Consider the following 17,259-nt stretch of genomic DNA (forward strand, 5'->3'; position numbering starts at 1 on the left):
GGCCAGCGGGCCGGGGACGGATCCGGGGTGGGTTAGTCGCGTTCGATCAGGTGGCCTACCACCGTTGGGCCGAGCATCACGGCGAAGCCGCTGCCGTCGCGGCGGGGGTCGGCCGCCGGCAGTTCGACCGGCTCGCCGGTGGCGGTCGCGCCGACCGGGCGCGGCCCGACCCAGGCCACGGCGACGTCCGTCTCACCCTTGAGGAAGCGGTGGGCACGCACGCCGCCGGTCGCCCGGCCCTTCGCCGGGTACGCCTGGAACGGCGTGACCTTGACCGTCGCTCCGGTGGAGGTGACCACCATCGGCTCGCCGTGACCCGGATCGTCGGTGCGTACCGCGCCGAAGAAGACCACCCGCGCACCGGCCGGCAGGTTGATGCCGGCCATGCCACCGCCCTTGAGGCCCTGCGGGCGCACCACTGAAACCGCGAAGCGCAGCAACGACGCCTCCGAGGTCACGAACGTCAGCGTCTCGGTGTCGCTGGTCAGCCAGGTCGCCCCGACCACCTCGTCACCGTCCCGCAGGCCGATCACCTCGAACTCGTCGGAACGAACCGGCCACTCCGGGGCGCAGATCTTGACCACGCCCTGCCGGGTGCCCAGCGCCAGCCCGGGTGAGGCGTCGGCAGCGCCGCCGAGGGGGGCCAGACCGACGACGGTCTCCCCCGCCTCCAGCGGCACCAGCTCAGCCGCGGACATGCCACCGCGCAGCGACACCGTGCCGGCCTGCTCGGGCAGCACCGGCAGCGGCAGTACGTCGATCTTGAAGGCGCGACCCGCGCTCGTGACCAACAGCACCCGGCCACGGGCCGTGGAGTGCACGATGGCGCGTACCGTGTCGTGCTTGACCCGGCCGTTGCGCCGACGCCCCTCGGCGCTCTCTTCCGACTCGGCCGCGGTCCGGGCGACCAGCCCGGTCGCCGAGAGGATCACCTGGCACGGGTCGTCCGCGACCTCCAGCGGGCCGGCCGGCGCGGACGCCGCCAGCACCTCCTTCAGGTCACCGTCGACGAGGGTCGTACGCCGTTCGGTGCCGAACTGCTTGACCACGGCCGCCAGCTCGTCGGAGACCAGCTTCTTGAGCACCCGCTCGTCGTCGAGGATCGTGGACAGCTCGGCGATCTCGGAGCGCAGCCGCTCCTGCTCGGCCTCCAGCTCGATCCGGTCGAATTTCGTGAGCCGGCGCAGCGGCGTGTCCAGGATGTAGGTGGCCTGGATGTCGGAGAGGCCGAACTGGCTCATCAGCCCGTCCTTGGCCGCCTGCGCGTCGTCGCTGCCACGGATGAGTCGGACCACCCGGTCGATGTCGAGCAGCGCGATCAGCAGACCGTCGACCAGGTGCAGCCGCTCCTCGCGCTTGCGGCGACGGTAGGAGCTACGCCGGGTGACCACCTCGTACCGGTGGGCGAGGAAGACCTCCAAGAGGGCCTTCAACCCGAGGGTACGGGGCTGACCGTCGACCAGCACGAGGTTGTTGACGCCGAAGGACTGCTCCAACGGGGTCAACCGGTACAGGTCGGCGAGGAGCGCCTGCGGATTGACCCCCACCTTGCACTCGACCACCAGGCGGGTGCCGCTCTCCCGGTCGGTGAGGTCCTTGACGTCCGCGATGCCGGTCAGCCGCTTGGTCTTGGTGACCTCGTTGGTGATCGCCGCGATGACCTTCTCCGCGCCGACGCCATAGGGCAGCTCGACCACGGTGATGGCCTGGCGACCCCGACTGCCCTCGATGGGGCCGATCTCCACCTTGCCGCGCATCCGCACCACGCCGCGCCCGGTCTCGTACGCCCGGCGCACCTCGTCGAGGCCGAGCAGCACCCCACCGGTGGGCAGGTCGGGGCCGGGGACGAACTCCATGAGCTTGTCCAGGGTGGCGTCAGGGTGGTTGATCAGCCAGCGGGCCGCCGAGACGACCTCGGCGAGGTTGTGCGGGATCATGTTGGTGGCCATTCCGACCGCGATCCCGGACGCGCCGTTGACCAGCAGGTTCGGAAAGGCCGCCGGCAGCACGGTCGGCTGCGTCAACGATCCGTCGTAGTTGGGCTCGACGTCGACCGTGTCCTCGCCCAGCTCACCGACGAGCAGCATGGCCTCACGGGACATCCGCGCTTCGGTGTAACGCGAGGCGGCCGGGCCGTCGTCCGGGGATCCGAAGTTGCCGTGCCCGTCGATCAGCGGCACGTTGAGCGAGAAGTCCTGGGCCAGGCGGACCATCGCGTCGTAGATCGCCGTGTCGCCGTGCGGATGGTACTTTCCCATGCAGTTGTGGACGACATAGCCCTCGGCGACAAACGCGTGCTCGTCACTGCCGACCTGGATGTCATACGTGTCGTCGGGTGACACCTCCTGAACCGAGGTGACCCGGACGAACGAACTCCCCACCAACGCGTCGAGCCGAGCAGCCAGCGGTGAGCCGAGCCGGTGGAGCTTGTTGATCCAGCCGTCTCGGACCGCCCGCTCCAGCTGGAACGACCGATCCGCAAGCGGGACGCCATTGCGGTCCTTGCCGTACCTCACCTTGGGGCTGCCGCTCGCCGAGAGCGAGGCGCGGAACGCGTGTCCGTCCTGGTCCCGGAACCACCCGCCGCCCTGATGCGCTGCGTTGAACTCCGCAATGACCGGACCGTACGGCAACCGGTCGTTGCCCTGCTTGCCGCCGTACTCGTAGCCGATATCGGTGACCTTCTGCAGGCCGTCGTGCTTGTATCCGATTCGCACCCAGGGCAGCAGCAACCGGGCAAGGTCTGCGGCGTCCCGTCCGCTGACCGAGAGACCAAAAAGTGGGTTACCCGCAGAGGCGCGACCGCTGGTCCAGTGATGTCCATGCAGCCCAAGGTCGGCGAGCATGGCGTAGATCTGCCGTACCAGCACCTCGCTCGTGCTGACGAAGACGATCTCCCTGAAGCGCTTACGAACGTAGCCGTCTCCGTCGAAGAAGCCAGCGAGGAACGGCGCCCAGGCCGACCGGTTCTCGACGATGTCGCGTGGTATGTACTTGTCCCGGCTGAGCGGTTCGGTCGCCTCCAACAGCCCCTCGTGCCGGCTGAAGGTCAGGATGTGCTGGTCGCGATGGAGGGGGTTGCGCGCCTCGCGCTTACCTCGCGAGACATTCAATCCACTGGCGATGGCCCAGCCGTGCGCGACATCCAGCGGCTCGACGTCACACATGTGGATCCGGACCCGACCGTCGGCCTCGCGAGACCGATGGGCAGGAAAGCCTTCGGCCACCAGCAGCCCGCGCACATAGTCGTAGACGTCTCCGGCGGGAGTCGACAGCGCGTTGCGACGACTGCCGTAGGCCAATGTCAGTTGCCCCGCGAGATCCCGAGCCTCCACCCATTCAACCGAAAGGTCATCGGCGACCACGCGGAAGCGCTGGCCCGGCGTGACGAGCATCGTGTGCCCGTTGCTCCAGGTCACGCGCACGAGTTCGGAGGTCGGATTCCGATAAACAGCAGTCACCGGCACGGAGGCTCCATCGCCGTCGAGCACGAGGTCCCCGACTTCGATCAGCTCAATGGCCCGCAGACCGGCGGGCGTCGAGACGAGTGTGCCGGCGACGAAGCAGTCACCGACGATGCGCGCGGACTTCACGTGCCCGCGATCGGGGCGGTAGCCCTGCTCATACATGGACCAGAGGATCCGACGGTGCACGGGCTTGAGGCCGTCGCGGGCGTCCGGCAGGGCGCGGGAGTGGATGACCGAGAAGGCGTACTCCAGATAGGAGTCGGAGACCTCGGTGACCAGCGGATTGTCGAAGACCCGCGCGCCGGCCTGGTCGAACGAGGAGAGGTCGACCTTGTTTTCCTTGCGGCGTGCCATGACTCAGCTCTCCACTCGAATGGAACGTCGGCTCATGCGTCGATCGCTTCCCGGTCGACCCGGTCGGCGGAGTCGATCAGCCAGTTGCGGCGCGGCTCGACCTTCTCGCCCATCAGCAGTTCGAGGATGCGCTCGGCGGCGTCCACGTCGTCGAGGGTGATCCGGCGGACCGCGCGGGTGGCCGGGTTCATCGTGGTGTCCCACAACTCGTCGGCGTCCATCTCACCGAGACCCTTGAAGCGCGGGATGGGCGTGACGATCTGCTTGCCGGCCTTCTCCAGCTTGCGGACCGTCGTCTCCATCTCGGCCTGGGTGTACGTGTAGACGGTCTGCGGGTTCCGCCCCTTGGTGGTGATCTTGTGCAGGGGCGGCATCGCGGCGTAGAGCCGGCCGGCCTGGATCAACGGCCGCATGTAGCGGGCGAACAGGGTGATCAGCAGCGTACGGATGTGCGCGCCGTCCACGTCGGCGTCGGCCATGATCAGTACGCGGCCGTAGCGCAGCGCGGACAGGTCGAACGTGCGCCCCGAACCCGCACCGAGCACCTGGACGATCGCCGCGCACTCGGCATTGTCCAGAACCTGCTGGAGGTTTGCCTTCTGCACGTTGAGGATCTTGCCGCGGATCGGCAGCAACGCCTGATATTCCGACGAACGGGCCATTCTGCTCGTGCCGAGGGCGCTGTCCCCCTCCACGATGAACAGCTCGCTGCGGTCGATGCCCGTCGCGCGGCAGTCGACCAGCTTCGGCGGCATGGACGCGCCCTCCAGGGCGGTCTTGCGCCGGGCGGCGTCCTTCTGCTGCTTCTGGGTGAGCCGCACCCGTGCCGCGTCGACGATCTTCTGGAGGACGACGCGCGCCTCGGCCTTGGTGCGCCGGTCCTCCAGCCAGGACTTGACGTGCGCGTCCATCAGGCTCTGGATGACCTTGGTGATGCCGGTGGTGGACAGCTCGTCCTTGGTCTGGGAGGTGAACTGCGGCTCGGGGATCCGCACGTGCACCACGGCGGTCATCCCCTCCAGGACGTCGTCCAGGGTGGGCGGTTCCTCCTTGGCCTTGAGCAGACCGCGGGTGTTGCGGACGGCGTCGGCGAGCGTGCGCACCAGGGCCCGTTCAAAGCCCTTGCGGTGGGTGCCGCCGTGGGCGTTGCGGATGGTGTTGGTGAAGCACTCGACGGTGCGCTCGTAGCCGGTTCCCCACCGGAACGCCACCTCGACCTCGGCGCGCCGCTGCACGTTGGACTGCATGACGCCGTTGGCGTCGGCGGCGTTCTCCCGGTACGTCCCCTCGCCGTCGACCAGCAGGATGCCGGAGACCGGGCGGTCGCCGGCCGGCGCGAGGAACTCGACCATGTCGCTGAGCCCGTTGGGGTAGTGGAACCGCTCCTCGACGGGCGCCTCACCGGTCAGGTCACGCAGCAGGTACGTCACGCCGGGGACCAGGAACGCGGTGTTGCGCAGCTTCATCCGGACGGCGTCGACGTCCAGCGCCGCGCCGGTCTCGAAGTAGCGCGCGTCGTGCCACCAGCGGATGGAGGTGCCGGTGCGCTGGCCGCGTTTCATCGCCCCGGTCACCTGCAGGCCCGGACCGGCGGTGAAGGGCGCGTCCGGCCCGGCGCCGTCGAAGATCCCGGGTACGCCGTGCCGGAAGGACATCGAGTGGACCTTGCCGCTCCGGCGGACGGTGACGTCGAAGCGGCGGGACAGCGCGTTGACGGCGGAGGCGCCCACGCCGTGCAGGCCGCCGGAGGTCTTGTAGCCGGAGCCGCCGAACTTGCCGCCTGCGTGCAGGCGGGTCAGCACCAGCTCGACGCCGGAGATGCCGGATTTGGCGTGCACGTCGGTGGGGATGCCCCGGCCGTCGTCGTCGACCTGGACCGAGCCGTCGGGGTGCAGGATCACCTCGACGTGGCTGGCGTGACCGGCGACGCCCTCGTCGGTGGAGTTGTCGAGGATCTCGTTGACGAGGTGACCCACGCCACGGCTGTCGGTGGAACCGATGTACATGCCGGGACGCTTGCGAACGGCGTCCAGCCCCTCAAGGTGGGTGAGGTCATCGGCCCCGTACAGGGTGTCAGGCTCTGCGGTCAACTGGTCGTACTCCCCGGTCTCGGCGGTGTGGTGCGGCGTCCCAACTGTCGGTCGGCCGGCGCGCGCCGCAGCGAGCCTAGCCCGAGACTGAGACAACTCCCGGAGGACCTACACGACCCGCCGTGCTCGACCCGATGAACGTGAGCCACCGAACAGCCGCACGGTGAGCAGGGGACCACGCAGAGATACCCACGTCGGTACGATTCCTCACTTGCGGGGACGACGGACGCGGGGAGGCGGTCGGGGTGGACGACACGACACGTGATGCCCTGCGGCGCTCCCTCGGCACGCGTGCCCGGCGTTGGCTGCTCGCGGGCACCCTGCTGGCGGGGCTGCTCACCGCCGTGGCTCTCGTCGCGACGGCGGCGCCCGCTGATCGGACGTTCGTCGACCTCTCGGGTGCGGTCCAGGGTCTGATGTCGGTGGCGACGCCACTGTTCGGCATCCTGCTCGTGCACGATCCACGCCCGGAGGCCGCTGTCGTTCCGACGGTGCCCGGAGTGCTGCTGCCGGCTGTCGTGATCGGGGTGGCCGGCGTGGTGATCTGCGCCGCGACGCTGGCGCTGGGCCCGGCCGACGGGGCGGCCGACCCGTGGCGGCACACCGGCACGGTGGCGGTGGGCAGCGTGCTGGTGCAGGTGGTCGCCGGCCTGGTCGGCACCGGGCTCGGTCTGCTGCTGCGCTCGCGGGTGGTCGCGTTCCTCGCCACGATCGTCCTCCCGCTGGGCCTGTTCGGGCTGTTGGAGGCCGTCGGCGCGCTGCGTCCGGCGCAGCCGTGGCTCACCCCGTTCGGCAGCGTCCGCAACCTGCTCTCCGGGGAGATGAGCGTGCTGCGGTGGGCGCAGTGGCTGTGCGTACTCCTGATCTGGGGTGTTGGTCTGAACGCGCTTGGCGCGGCCGTGCGCGGCCGGCGTCACCCCTGACGTAGTCGACGGCCCGGCGTTCATCTCCCATCCACAGTGGGCGCACACCGCTGCGCCGACATCCACGTGTCGATCGTCGAAAGATTCTGTTACGGGCCATTGACGCCCGTTGCACGGGAGTGATCTGATCGCGCTCTCAGAGAATCTTTCATCTTTCGATGGACGGGAGCCCCATGCCCAGGTTCCGCCGTACCGCGCTCGCCGCGGCACTCACGATCGTCACGGCCGCGCTGTCGACCGCCATCGCGCTGCCCGCCCCCGCGACCGCCGCGCTGCCCACCGCAGCCGTGGCGCTCGGCGACAGCTTCATCAGCGGGGAGGGCGCCGGCGCGTACACCCCGGTGGTCGACGCCAACGGCGTCACCCAGGGCTTCCCCGGCTGGACCGCCCCGAACAACAACGCGTTCTTCTGCCACCGGTCGGCCAACGCCTCGCTCAACCAGGCGAACCTGCCGGGCATCCAGAACCGGTTCAACCTGGCCTGCTCCGGCGGCCAGCCGCACGACATCGCGACCGCCTCCCAGGCCCGCACCAAAGGTCGTACGGTCTCGGCCCAGCTCGACCAGCTCCGTGCCGTCGCGCAGACCCAGGACATCGACCTGGTGCTGATCGGCCTCGGTTCCAACAACAGCTCGTTCACCTTCGGCAGCGTCGCGGAGACCTGCGCCAACCGGTTCATCGCCGACGCCTGGACCGGCTGGTGGGAGTTCTGGGCGTACCTGAACGGGCCGGTGGAGCAGAAGCCGTGCAGCGACGCCGACCTGGCCACCGCCGCGCAGCTCAGCGCCGCGACCGCGGAGACCACCGCCGCCGTACGACAGATCCTCACCACCCTCGACCAGGTGGACGCGGACGGGCAGCACCGGGTGGTGTTCCAGGACTACACCAACCCGCTGCCGCTGGACCTGAACGCGGCGTTCTACGAGGAGGACGGCCGCGACGACACCCGGGACAAGTTCCGTGACCTCGGCGCCGAGCGGTACGCGGCCGGCTGCCCGATCCACCTGGCCAGCCTCGCCCCCGGGCACCGCTTCTCCCAGGGCCTCGGTGGCATCGTGAAGTCCACCCGGGACACCCTGGCCGCCGAGTTCCCCAACGACGACCTGGTCTACCTGAACGTCCAGCGGGCCTTCGACGGCGCGCGGCTGTGCGAGTCGACGTCCAGCCCGGCCGGCGCGCTGGCCACCCCGATCCGGTTGCAGGACGGCGCGACGGGCACCTTCGTGACCAGCCTCGCCGGTAAGGACAAGATCGCCATTCAGCGGATCGCCAACACCTGCGTCAGCTACTTCCAGACGTGCCAGGAGTCGTGGCACCCCAACGCCACCGGACACCAGGTGCTCGGCCAGTGCCTCGCCGGCGCCGCCGTCACCGCCGCCCGCGCGGTGTCGTGCGTCCGCGCGAGCAACGGGGCGATCTCGGTCTCCTGACCGGTTTCGCCACCGGAGGCCCCGTCAACCGACGGGGCCTCCGTCGTGTCGACTCAGTCCTCCTGCTCCACCGGCGTCCGTTCGCCGTCGCGCTCCACCTCGATGGGCGCGTGGTCCTTGCGCGGCGCGACCTCGGCGGTGGTGCGGTGCGGATCGTTGTCCGGGTGCATGAGCACCGCGTCGGTCTTGGGGGTCTTCTCGCGGACCTCGTCCGGCTGCGACATGCCGTTCCCCTCTCCGTCGGCGTCCGCCTGACCTACCCACCGCCGCGCCGACGACTCCTCCCGGAGACGGTTCGGGCCCCGCGAGCCCGGATGTCCCCGTCGCGCGGATCGACCGGCCGACGACGGGGTTAGCCGTCCGGGCGACGGGTAAGCCGCCTCGCCCGACACGGCGGAAGGGGATCACACATGTCCGAACGACACACCGCACTGCGCTCGATGCACGATCTGGGTCTGGCGGCCTGGTTCGGCGGCTCCCTCATGGGTGCCTTCGGCGTCAACGGCGCAGCAGCGAAAATCAACGACTCGACCCAGCGGCTCCCGGTCGCCTCGGCCGGATGGTCCAAGTGGACACCGGTCAACGCGGCCGCGATCGGCGCGCACCTCGCCGGCGCGGTCGGCGAACTGGTCACCGAGAGCCCGCGGGTGGCGGCCCAGCGTGGAGTTGGCCGCGCCAGCGCCATCAAGACGGCGCTGACGATCGGCGCGCTGGCCGTCACCGGCTACAGCCGGTTGGTCGGTATGCGGCTGGAGAAGGCGGGCGGGCCGCCGGTGAGCGGCGCCACCGAACCCAACCACCAGACACCGGCCAGCGTCGCCTCCTCGCAGCGGCAGATGAAGCTGCTCCAGTGGGCGATCCCGGCGCTGACCGGATCGCTGGTCGTGGTCACCGCGTACATGGGTGAGCAGCAGAAGCCCGGTCAGGTGCTGCGGGGCCTCATGAGCCGCGCCGGCGGCATGCGCAGCGCCCCGATGGGCCTGGCGAAGATCGGCATGAGCGTCGGCGGCAAGCGCCAGATGGCGATGGCCGGACGCTGAGCGTCGGGCCGGCCGGGCCCCGCCGGACCGTCGACGGCGGGACGTCGGCCGGCCCTGCGCCGCACGGCACTTCGGGGTGGGCACGGGTCGCACCGGCACCGGCCCACCCCGCGCCCACGCCCGCTGGACAGGACCGGGAGGGGCAACCCGTCCGTCGACAGGCGGACCGACCGAAGAGGTGGCCATGACGGCACACGAGGGACGCGGCGGTGACCGGCTCGAACCGGAGGCGACCAACCCCTGGGGAACCAGCGACGGCTTCGACGCCGACGCGCCCTGGGGCGCGGGCGACGACTCCCCGATGGACGAGGGCAGCGAGGAGACGGCGGTGCCCGAGGGGCGGCGCGGTGAACGGCGGGCGGGCGCGCCGGACGGGCAGAGCGGCCCGGCCGGACGGCACGGCTTCGGCTCGGTCGAGCCCACCCGCACCACGGTGGCGGGGCCGGGCGCGCCGCCCGACCCCGCGCCCAGCGGGCGGACGTTCCCCGACGAGGCGGAGGTCACCGAGCGGTCCCAGGACGCGCTGCGCAGCCGGGGTCGCCGATCCTGAACACCGGCGCTGCCCGGGGTTCCGGGCGGTGGCCACGCGAGACGGCCGCCGGTCAGCCGCGCGACGCCGCGACGGCCGGACCGTCGGACGCCCGACGCGGCCCGACGGGCACCGGTGTGTCGCCGAGCATCGTCTCGGCGAGCAGTTGCGCCAGCCGCGTCGCGTCCCGCTGGGCCTGCCCGGCGCAGCAGTTGTTGAACAGGACGTGCAGGTCGTCGACGTTCCCGGCCAATCCGGCCAGCCGTTCCGCCCAGGCGCGTAGCTCCTGCTCGGCGTACGCGTAGCGGAACTTGTCCTGCTTGTCGCCGTCGCGCCACGCGTCGCTGTGGCCGTGGAAACGGACGATCGCCGGCTCCGCCGTACGCGCCAGGATCGGCGGCACCGACGACGGGTGTCCCTGCGGCATGTCCACGCAGACCAGTGAGAGGTCGTGCGCGCGCAGCAGGTCCAGGGTCGCGGTCGTGGCCGCGCCGTCGAACCAGGACCCGTGCCGCAGCTCCACCGCCACGCGCCACGGCCGGCACCGCTGCGCCAGTTCCACGATGCGCCGTTCGGCGGCGGCGCCACGGGCCAGCCAGGGCGGGAACTGCAGGAGGACCGCGCCCAACTTGTCGGCGGCCGCGATCGGGGCCAGCGCCTCCCGGAAGCGGACCCACAGCTCCTCGTACGCCTGCTCGGGCAGGTCACGGCGGCGGACCCGGCCCGGGCCGGCGGACGGCCGCAGGTCGCGCGGCAACGCGGCCACCGGCGTCGGATGCCCGGTGAAGAGGCTGAACGCCTTGATGTCGAAGGTGAAGTCGTCGGGAGTGGCGTCGACCCAGCCCTGTGTCGTCTCCGGGACCGGGACGGCGTAGTAGGAGGTGTCCACCTCGACGAGCGGGAAGCGGCCGGCGTAGAAGGCCAGCCGGCCGGCCGGCGTGTTGGCCGAACGGGGATACCAGCCGGAGCGCAGCAGTGACTGGTCCGCCCACGACGACGTGCCCACCTTGATGACACCCATGTCATTCAGTGGACAGTCCCGCACCCCGATCGGCAACCGCTGAAGCCCGATGCCCTCGTCGTGTCCGACCCTGAAGTGTCGGTCGCCGGTCCTAGGCTGCGGGCTGACGGACTTCGACGAGAGGGCGACACCATGACCAGCACCGCGCAGCTCACCGGGGAACGGGCCGACCTGTTGCAGACGCTGCGCCGGCACCGGGGCTTTCTCCTGCAGACCGTCGACGGTCTGACCGACGAGCAGGCCGCCGCCCGCAGCACCGTGACCGAGCTCTGCCCCGGCGGGCTGATCAAGCACGTCGCGAGCACCGAGGAGCGGTGGATGCTGTTCGCCGTTGGTGGCGCGGAGGAGATGCAGCGGGCCGAGATGGACTGGGTCGGCCAGTTCCAGATGACGCCGGGCGAGACCCTGGCCGGTCTGGTCGAGCGGTTCCAGGCGGTGGCCGCCCACACCGACGAGCTGATCGCCACCCTCGACCTGGACGCGGCGCACCCGCTGCCGCAGGCACCCTGGTTCGAGCCGGGCGCGAGTTGGACGGTGCGGCGGGTCCTGCTGCACCTGATCGCCGAGACGTCCCAGCACGCCGGGCACGCCGACATCCTCCGGGAGGCGATCGACGGGGCAAAGACCATGGGCTGACCCGCGATCCGGCGGTCACCGGCCCGCGTTCACGTCGTGTTCTCCGATCCTGGGCGCGAGCGGATGTGACATCGCCCGACAGGGCGACGCTGAGGGACACGAGATGAACGCGGACCGGATGGACGGCGAGACCGCCGAGCTGCTGCTCGGCGGTCTACCCGTCGGCGAGTTTGTCGGCACGCATCCGGTCGGGCTGCTGCTGACGGCGGCCCGCGCCGCTGCCCGGCCCGGCGAGCTGGCCGGTCTGGGCAGCGCCGTGCAGGGCTTCCGCCAGGTCCAGGCGCAACGCCACCGGTCTCCCCCGGTCCAGCGGGAGGCGCCCGTAAAGGAGAAGGACGCCACGGCCGCCGATCTCAGGACCGGAACGGGGACGTCTGGGGCCTGACCGGCTGGGTGGAGCGCTCGCCGGCGTACGCGTCGATGCGGCCCCAGCGCCCGGGAACGCCGAGCAGGTCGACACGGCCGAACCCCGCGGGCAGAGCGGGCCTGACCAGCAGGTCCTCACCGGTCGGCCGCAGACCCAGCAGGGTGCCGAGCAGCATCAGCAGGCCTCCCGAGGACCACGACTGCGGGCGTCCGGCCGACGGCAACTGGACCGGATACTTCGTCAAGCTCCGTTCGTAGCCGGCGATCAGCTCGGGTACCGCCCCGCCGAGCGTCTGGGCCAGGTCGAAGATGCCGCTCGCGATCCGGGCCGCGTGCGTGTCGAACCGGTAGTGCCGCAGCCCGGCGGCGATCAGGGCGTTGTCCGACGGCCACACCGCCCCCAGGTGCGACCCCACCGGGTTGTACGGGCGCTGGCCGGCGGCGTACGTCCGCACGCCCCAGCCGTTGAAGAGCTGGGGCCCCAGGAGGTGCTCGGCGACCGCCTCGGCCCGATCGTCCGCGACGATCCCGCTCCACAGCAGGTGCCCGATGTTCGACGACAGGGCGTCGACCGGTTCGCCGTACGGGTCCAGTGCCAGCGCGTAGTACTCCCGGTGTGGCAGCCAGAAGTCCCGGTTGAACCGCTCCTTGAGCGCCGCGGCCTCCCGGTCGAGACGGTCGGCGTACTCCGGGTCGCCCCAGAACTCGCGGGCCAGCCGCGCGCCGCGCCGCTTCGCGTCGTACGCGTAACCCTGCAACTCGCAGGTGGCGCGGGGGAACTCGGGCAGCCGTCCCTGCGCGTCGATGATCGCGTCCGAGGAGTCCTTCCAGGACTGGTTGACCGCGCCGACGCGCTCGTTGCGGCGCTGGTAGCGCACGTAGCCGTCACCGGTCATGTCGCCGTACTCGTCGATCCAGTTCAGCGCCATCCGGGCCGGCTGGCGCAGCTCGCGGACGAGCTCGGCGTCACCGGACCAGCGCTCGTACTCGTCGATCAGCACGACGAACAACGGGGTGATGTCCGCGGCGGCGTAGTACACCGCGCTCGGTCGCTCGCCGAAGACACTCGACTCGCCGTAGCGCAGCTCGGAGACGATCTTGCCGGGCTCCTCCTCACGCTCGTCGTCGAGGTGCCCGCCCTGCAACAGGGCCAGCATCCGCAGCGTGGCCGGCGTCAACTCCGGGGTGAACGCCAACGTCTCCAGGCAGGTGATGATGCTGTCCCGCCCCAGGAAGGCCATCGACCACGGGAGACCGGCGACGGGCACGCGCTCGGAGGTCGACAGTGGCCGGTACCGCAGCGCGGCCAGGTCGGCGAGGCTCCCCCGGTACATCTCCTCCAGGCCCCCGCGCTCGGCCACCAATCGTGGCGCCCGGTCCAGCCAGGCCGCCAGGTCCTCCCGCATCCCGGTGCGGACGGCCCGCTGGTGCGCCTGGAGGCTGGCGCGCATGTCCTGGCCGCCCTCCCCGACGACGGTAAGGACGACGTGCAGGTCGGTCTCCCACCGCCCGTGCGGGGGGATGCGGATCCGGAACGTCATCCCGCCCTCGTCGACGTCGACCGCGGCGGTGCTGCTGACCGTCGTCTCGCGGACGAACCGCTGCCGCTCGTAGCGCAGGGTGAGCCGTTGGCGCGCGGAGTCGACGTCGACCCGTACGCCCCGCCGCCGCAGGTTCCCGATCTCGGTGATGTCGGCGAAGTCGCTGCCCATCTCCATGCGTACGGTCAGCTCGGCGGGCTCCGACGAGTGGTTCAGCACGGTGAGTTTCTCGTGGAAGCACTCGTGGATCGAGCGGTGCCGGATGATCGACAGGTCGGCGTCGACGTAGTGGCTCGCGGCGCCGGGCACCAGGAAGAACCGGGTCTCGAAGTACGTCATCTCGTCCCGGGAGAGGGCGTTGATCCGCTCCCCGTCGACGGTCAGCACCCAGTGTGAGAGGAAGCGCGTGTCGAACGCGAAGAGCCCGACGGGCGCCTGCGGATCCACCTCGACGTCACCCTGGGCGTCGCTGATGGCGAACACGTTGCCGGCGAGGACGTGCACGAGCTCCTGTCTCATGGCCGGCCGTCCGGCCCGCCGGTCGCCGCCCGCCCGGCCGGCGCGCTCCGCCGGGCCAACGCGGCCCGCCCCAGCTCGCGCGGGTGCCGGGCGCCCCTCGGCCCCGGCAGGACACGCCGCAGCACCAACAGCAGCCGCATGTCGCCCCGCAGGGTCAGCTCGTTGCGCAGCAGCGCCGTGCCCGGAGGCAGGGCACCGTTGACCAACTCGTCGAAGACCGCACGGGGCGCGCGGACGACCAGGTCCGCGTCGTCGGCCGAGCGGCTGACCCGGATGTGCTGGTCCGCCACGGTCAGGTACCAGTGCTCGGTGTACCCGTCGTCGCGCAGGTCCAGCCGGAGCGTCCCGGTCATCGCCTCGGGCAGGTCGAAAGGCCGGCCCGCGTCCAGGTGCTCCAGGTAGCTCGTCGCCGTCGTGCCCATCACATCCCCTCCCGCATCCCCGCAGAGTCCCTCCCGCCAGGGTGAGCGAAGTTCACCCGAACCGGGTGAACCGCGACCCCGCCGCGCCCCCGCAAGCGCTGCGCCCCGCGATCTTGCAGTTTCGGTGGCGACATATCAGTCGAGAGAACGCGAATCGACAGCAGAAACTGCAAGATCGCGAGAGGACTCGGGGCCGGGCCGTGATCGTGCCGTGAGGCCGGCGGACGCCGTGGGTCAGCCGCGCTCGAGCAGGCCACGGACGTAGGCGGCCTGGCCGGCATGCTGCGCGTCGTCGTCGGCGATGCTGACCAGCCGCACGCCGAGGCTGACCGGCGGGTCCCACGACTCGTCGACGATGCGGTCCAGGTCCGCCGGGCGCAAGCCGGCGAGAAACGATCGGGTACGCGCCGAGACGGCGCCGTAGTAGTCGATGAGCGCCTGCGCGCTCTCCGGCCGTACCCCTGCGACCTGGGCGGGCGTGTGACCGTAGCCGGTGTCGTGCGGGTCGGCGACGAGGCCGAACCGCCCGGCCCAGTCGCCACCGGTCCAGATCTGCTCGGCGTCGAGCAGGTCGGCGACGTGGTGGTCCTGGACGCGGGTCAGGTGCCAGACGAGCCAGCCGATCGAGTTGGCCCCCTCGGCGGGCGCCCAGCGCAGCTGCTCCGGTGAGAGGCCGTCGACCGCCGCGCGGACGAGGTCGGGCAGCCGGTCGTACGTCTCGGTCAGCAGGTCACTCACGTCCACGGGTACGCCTCCTGGTGGGTCTTGGATCACCGTACCGCCGGCCACCGACGGCCGAACCTCGGCCGCTACCGTGATCACGTGGTCGCCGCGCTGGAGCTGTATCTGGACCCGGACGCCACGCGGCGGATCCGGGTGCTGTGGGACGCCCTGGAGGCCGAGGGCGTGCAGAGCATGCGCTCGCTGCTCCAGCAACGCCACCGCCCGCACGTGTCCCTCGCGGTGGCGCCCCGCTTCGACCCGGAGCAGGTCGCCGAGGCGCTGGGCGAAACGGTCGTGGCGGCCCCGCTGCGCCTCGACTTCCAGCACGCCGGGCAGTTCGTCGGTCGGGTGCTGTGGCTCGGTCCGACGCCGACGGGGGAGCTGCTGGCGCATCACCGGCTGGTGCACGGCCGGCTCGCCGCCGCCGGTATCGAACTGGTCGAGCACTACCAGCCGGGGCGCTGGGTGCCGCACTGCACGCTGTCCATGCGGGTGCCGAACACGCTGATGGCCGCCGCGGTGCGCCGCTGTCTGGAGGTGCTGCCGCTGACGGCGACAGTGGTCGGCGCGGCGCTCACCGACCACGCCCGTGGTATCGCCCACCCGCTGCGCTGAGCGGGTCCGACCGCCGGGCGAGTTGTCCGGTTTGGCGGGCGTGAGTCGGGAAACCGAAAACAGGGGGTGCGGATCCGGCCCATCGTGGGATGGTTCGACGTGGATGCCGTACCGGTGGCGACCCGCGTGCGCGGGCCGCCCGGCCGGGCGCGCGGGGCACACCGTGTCGCCCGCGACGGCTTCGACGAGGAGAGGCAGGGCCCATGCAGGCTCAGCGCAGGCCACCGCGGAGCGAGCGGAGCCAGACCAAGCACGACCGCACCGGCGGTGGCATGACCGGTGCCGCCACCCCACTGACCATCTGGGCCGCCGCCGTGCTGCTCGGTCGCATCGGCGCCGGCGACGACGACCTTGAGGACGAGCGGCACATCCTGCGCGGCATCGAGTGAGCGTCGTTCACAACCAGCCGCGGCGCTTGAAGACCAGGTAGAGGGTGCCGCAGACCAGCACCATGAGCAGGAGCGCGAACAGGTAGCCGAAGCGCCAGCTCAACTCGGGCATGTGCACGAAGTTCATCCCGTACACCGTGCCGATCAGGGTGGGGGCGAACAGGATCGCGGCCCACGAGGAGACCTTCTTCAGCTCCTCGTTCTGCGCGTAGCTGGCCGCCGTGAGGCTGCGCATCTCCTCGTTCTGCTGCTGCGAGACCAGGGTGGCGTTGACGGTCAGGATGTTCTGCAGCAGGTGCCGGAACCCGTCCACCCGCTCCACCACCTGGGTGAGGTGGTCGATGACGTCACGCAGGTAGCGGCGCAGCTCCTCGTCGGTGCCGTAGCTGCCGGCGCCGGCCGCCAGGGAGTCGAGCATGCCCAGCAGTGGGCGGGCGGCCCGCTGGAACTCGATGACCTCCCGGCTGAGCCCGTAGATGCGCCGGCTGGCATTCGGGTCACCGCCGAACACCTGGGTCTCGATCTCGTCGATGTCGTTCTCCAGCCCGGCGACCACCGGCGCGTACCCGTCGACGACCTGGTCCAGGATCGCGTACAGCACCGCCTCGGGACCCCGGGCGAGCATCGGCGCGTCGGCCTCCATGCGACGTCGTACCGCGGCCAGGTCGGGCGCCTCTCCGTGCCGGACCGTGACCACGAAACCGGGCCCGATGAACAGGTGCAGCTCGGAGAACTCCACCTCCTCCCGCAGGTCGTCGTAGCGGGCGGCGCGCAGCACCACGAACAGGGTGTGCCCGTACCGTTCCAGCTTGGGCCGCTGGTGGGCGTTGATCGCGTCCTCGACCGCCAGGTCGTGCAGACGGAACTCGCGCGCCAGCGAGGAGATCTGGTCGATGTCGGGCCGGTACAACCCGATCCAGGCCATCGCGTGGTCCTGCGTCTGCAGGCAGGCGTACGTCTCGGCGAGACCGGCCGGTGAGGCGAACCGGTGTCCCCGGATGTAGACGGCGCTGTCCACCAGTCGGCCGGCGGACGGGCTCCCCGGCTGCGCGGGCGGGACGGCACCGACCCGGGCCTCGTGCTCGTCGAGCTGGCGGCCGAAGCCGTCGCCCCGGCGGAAGCGGCGGCCACCAACCACGAGCCCGCTCCCCTCCCGGCGCTGCCCGGCCCGGGGTTCGGGACGGGGGCGCTGCT

Annotated in this window: 16 protein-coding genes and 2 pseudogenes; 8 read left to right on the plus strand and 10 right to left on the minus strand. The window is 71.2% G+C overall.

The genetic code is table 11. The features are described from left to right. Positions 1–32: 32 nt before the first annotated feature. From ACIA3K_RS16655 to ACIA3K_RS16670, 4 genes and pseudogenes are all read right to left on the minus strand, one after another. On the minus strand, positions 33–2,717 hold the full coding sequence (locus ACIA3K_RS16655; RefSeq protein WP_396802150.1) for a DNA topoisomerase (ATP-hydrolyzing): 2,685 nt from the start codon (positions 2,715–2,717) through the stop codon (positions 33–35). Between the two features lie 45 nt (positions 2,718–2,762). Further along, a pseudogene (locus ACIA3K_RS16660) lies at positions 2,763–3,395 on the minus strand (LAGLIDADG family homing endonuclease); the annotation flags it as partial. Positions 3,396–3,566: 171 nt separating this feature from the next. After that, positions 3,567–3,821, minus strand: a pseudogene (locus tag ACIA3K_RS16665) (DNA gyrase subunit A); the annotation flags it as partial. Between the two features lie 32 nt (positions 3,822–3,853). After that, the gene (locus ACIA3K_RS16670) at positions 3,854–6,007 is read right to left on the minus strand and encodes a type IIA DNA topoisomerase subunit B (protein ID WP_396801932.1); all 2,154 of its coding nucleotides are present in this window, start codon (positions 6,005–6,007) and stop codon (positions 3,854–3,856) included. Between the two features lie 149 nt (positions 6,008–6,156). On the opposite strand from ACIA3K_RS16670, the gene ACIA3K_RS16675 reads away from it, so the two are divergent. Both ACIA3K_RS16675 and ACIA3K_RS16680 read left to right on the plus strand, forming a co-directional pair. Further along, positions 6,157–6,834, plus strand: a complete 678-nt coding sequence (locus ACIA3K_RS16675) for a hypothetical protein (protein WP_396801933.1) — start codon at positions 6,157–6,159, stop codon at positions 6,832–6,834. A 173-nt stretch (positions 6,835–7,007) separates the two neighbouring features. Beyond that, positions 7,008–8,264 carry a hypothetical protein gene (locus tag ACIA3K_RS16680; protein ID WP_396801934.1) on the plus strand — a complete coding sequence of 419 codons (1,257 nt, stop codon included), beginning with the start codon at positions 7,008–7,010 and terminating at the stop codon, positions 8,262–8,264. Positions 8,265–8,317: 53 nt separating this feature from the next. On the opposite strand, the gene ACIA3K_RS16685 is transcribed toward ACIA3K_RS16680, so the two are convergent. Then, on the minus strand, positions 8,318–8,488 hold the full coding sequence (locus ACIA3K_RS16685; RefSeq protein ID WP_355050353.1) for a hypothetical protein: 171 nt from the start codon (positions 8,486–8,488) through the stop codon (positions 8,318–8,320). 186 nt (positions 8,489–8,674) lie between these two features. On the opposite strand from ACIA3K_RS16685, the gene ACIA3K_RS16690 reads away from it, so the two are divergent. Beyond that, positions 8,675–9,304 (plus strand): hypothetical protein, encoded by a 630-nt coding sequence (locus ACIA3K_RS16690; RefSeq protein ID WP_357120151.1) that lies wholly within the window; start codon positions 8,675–8,677, stop codon positions 9,302–9,304. A gap of 184 nt (positions 9,305–9,488) precedes the next feature. Next, positions 9,489–9,854, plus strand: coding sequence for a hypothetical protein (locus tag ACIA3K_RS16695; protein WP_396801936.1), 366 nt, complete (start codon positions 9,489–9,491; stop codon positions 9,852–9,854). Positions 9,855–9,906: 52 nt separating this feature from the next. On the opposite strand, the gene ACIA3K_RS16700 is transcribed toward ACIA3K_RS16695, so the two are convergent. After that, complete coding sequence (locus ACIA3K_RS16700; RefSeq protein ID WP_396801938.1) at positions 9,907–10,854, minus strand: DUF72 domain-containing protein; 948 nt, start codon at positions 10,852–10,854, stop codon at positions 9,907–9,909. Positions 10,855–10,986: 132 nt separating this feature from the next. Between ACIA3K_RS16700 and ACIA3K_RS16705 the strand changes: the two genes are divergently transcribed. Together ACIA3K_RS16705 and ACIA3K_RS16710 are read left to right on the plus strand one after the other, a co-directional pair. After that, on the plus strand, positions 10,987–11,490 hold the full coding sequence (locus tag ACIA3K_RS16705; protein ID WP_396801940.1) for a DinB family protein: 504 nt from the start codon (positions 10,987–10,989) through the stop codon (positions 11,488–11,490). Between the two features lie 103 nt (positions 11,491–11,593). After that, entirely contained in the window at positions 11,594–11,875 is a 282-nt protein-coding gene (locus tag ACIA3K_RS16710; protein ID WP_396801942.1) for a hypothetical protein, read from the plus strand. Here the strand turns inward: ACIA3K_RS16710 and ACIA3K_RS16715 are convergent. The 3 genes from ACIA3K_RS16715 to ACIA3K_RS16725 form a co-directional block, all read right to left on the minus strand. After that, a complete protein-coding gene (locus ACIA3K_RS16715) occupies positions 11,844–13,916 on the minus strand; it encodes a glycogen debranching N-terminal domain-containing protein (protein ID WP_396801944.1) in 2,073 nt (690 codons plus the stop codon). The genes ACIA3K_RS16710 and ACIA3K_RS16715 overlap by 32 nt on opposite strands. Continuing rightward, complete coding sequence (locus ACIA3K_RS16720; RefSeq protein WP_396801946.1) at positions 13,913–14,338, minus strand: SCP2 sterol-binding domain-containing protein; 426 nt, start codon at positions 14,336–14,338, stop codon at positions 13,913–13,915. The genes ACIA3K_RS16715 and ACIA3K_RS16720 overlap by 4 nt, the downstream gene beginning before the upstream one ends. Positions 14,339–14,572: 234 nt before the next feature. After that, entirely contained in the window at positions 14,573–15,082 is a 510-nt protein-coding gene (locus ACIA3K_RS16725) for a DUF664 domain-containing protein (protein ID WP_396801947.1), read from the minus strand. 78 nt (positions 15,083–15,160) lie between these two features. Between ACIA3K_RS16725 and ACIA3K_RS16730 the strand changes: the two genes are divergently transcribed. Together ACIA3K_RS16730 and ACIA3K_RS16735 are read left to right on the plus strand one after the other, a co-directional pair. Continuing rightward, complete coding sequence (locus tag ACIA3K_RS16730) at positions 15,161–15,676, plus strand: 2'-5' RNA ligase family protein (protein ID WP_396801948.1); 516 nt, start codon at positions 15,161–15,163, stop codon at positions 15,674–15,676. Between the two features lie 203 nt (positions 15,677–15,879). Next, positions 15,880–16,065 carry a hypothetical protein gene (locus ACIA3K_RS16735; RefSeq protein WP_355050364.1) on the plus strand — a complete coding sequence of 62 codons (186 nt, stop codon included), beginning with the start codon at positions 15,880–15,882 and terminating at the stop codon, positions 16,063–16,065. Between the two features lie 7 nt (positions 16,066–16,072). On the opposite strand, the gene corA is transcribed toward ACIA3K_RS16735, so the two are convergent. Next, positions 16,073–17,203 carry a magnesium/cobalt transporter CorA gene (corA, locus tag ACIA3K_RS16740; RefSeq protein ID WP_396801950.1) on the minus strand — a complete coding sequence of 377 codons (1,131 nt, stop codon included), beginning with the start codon at positions 17,201–17,203 and terminating at the stop codon, positions 16,073–16,075. Positions 17,204–17,259: the final 56 nt, after the last annotated feature.

Origin of the sequence: Micromonospora sp. NPDC051543, from assembly GCF_044454415.1 — a bacterium.
Taxonomy (GTDB): Bacteria; Actinomycetota; Actinomycetes; order Mycobacteriales; family Micromonosporaceae; genus Micromonospora.